1 protein-coding gene is annotated in these 1447 nt (G+C 37.2%); it reads right to left on the bottom strand.

Features of this window, described 5'->3' with window-relative positions:
* Window positions 1-197: 197 nt before the first annotated feature.
* On the bottom strand, window positions 198-1190 hold the full coding sequence (locus DBR11_RS03405) for an AraC family transcriptional regulator (RefSeq protein ID WP_108550216.1): 993 nt from the start codon (window positions 1188-1190) through the stop codon (window positions 198-200).
* Between the last annotated feature and the right edge of the window lie 257 nt (window positions 1191-1447).

Genomic DNA, 1447 nt, shown 5'->3' with positions numbered 1-1447 from the left:
CACCAGACTGACCAGCGGATGTTCAGGTTTTGGAAGTCCTCTAAGCTGATGATATTCCCTGATGGATTTTATACGTTGAATTTGATGATTAGCCATATTCTAAAATAGTCAATATTGGCAAATATGCTGTTTTCAGAAAAAACAGTTGTATGCGAATCCGTAAATATTGTAGCCAAAATCCTATCAGCTGCCAGATTTCAGATCTTCAATTGACCGGGTGATATGGCAAACTTCTTTTTGAATGCAGTGCTGAAGTGCTGAACAGAAGAATAACCGAGGTCGAATGCAACAAACTTTATAGATTTGCCTTCCAGCAGCAGTTCCCTCGCATAATTTAGCTTGTAGTCTGTTAAATACCCAAATATGCTATTGTCAAACAGTCCCTTAAAGCCTTGCCTAAGTTTAAACTCATTAATACCACAAATTTTTGCAAGCTGTGCAACCGAAGGTGGTTGTTGAATATTCTGAATCAAAAAATCCCTGGCATTATAGATGCAATCTTTATCATATGCAGACTGTAGAGGTAAACTTTGTTTCTTTGTTAATGCTGCTTCAAAGGCCTCAGCCTGAAGAACAAGCAACTCTATACATTTGGATTCCAGAAACATCAGTTTTAATCCGTCTGTATATTTACAATTAAGAATGCTGCGTATACAGTCATACATGGCCAGCGAAATCGGAAGATTTTGTTCGGCTATTTGGGCATAATGCCCACCGTCCAGATGATCGGCTAAAATCTGGAGTGATCTGCACGAATGCTCAGACAGTTGCAAAAACTTTTCTTTAGCAAAATGAACTTCAAAAAAACGGTAATTGCATCCAGTATCGTATTCACCTGTACCATCAAGTTCGGGCATATATATGATATTTTGCTGGTTGGAATTAAAAAGATATTTCTTGCTATTGACGTAATTATATATTGTTCCATTTCCCGACAAGGTAAAGCGCAATTTCACCATATCCGGCACATCATAAGTTGGGCGAAAATACAACAGGTGCTGTTTAAATAAAATGTCACCATATACAATATAAGTATCGGGAGTTGTGATCTGTACCAATTCGGCATCACTAAAAGAAAAACTGCATTTTTCTCTTCTCTCCGTTACCAACTGCTCCTTCATTGGAAACTGCTCAAACCGCCCCCCTACCTCTTTCCAGGTTCCGTAATCCTTACCAATATTGATCCCCATTGCGGCAATTATGATAAAAAAAAATGAAACAACATTACATCGACTAAAAAAATCTGTTTTATATAAAAGAAAATCCGTTTTGTGTAAAAACTATGACAGGCAATCCCCTCATTTTTGCCCGAACTCCTAAATAATTTCCAGGGAGCAAGATCCAATACCAAAAAATATGAATGAGCAGAAAGATTTTGAAGAAGCAACCAAACAAGAACATTCGCAAGACAATAATACTTTAATTTTCCAGATTATAGATGCTATAG

Origin of the sequence: Pedobacter sp. HMWF019 (assembly GCF_003061025.1) — a bacterium.
Lineage (GTDB): Bacteria > Bacteroidota > Bacteroidia > Sphingobacteriales > Sphingobacteriaceae > Pedobacter.
Note: the sequence above shows the minus strand (reverse complement) of the source record. Positions and strands in the feature narration are given on the sequence as shown.

Coding starts and splice junctions, on each gene's coding strand:
- DBR11_RS03405 (WP_108550216.1), bottom strand. CDS start 1,190: ATGGGGATCAATATTGGTAAGGATTACGGAACCTGGAAAGAGGTAGGG.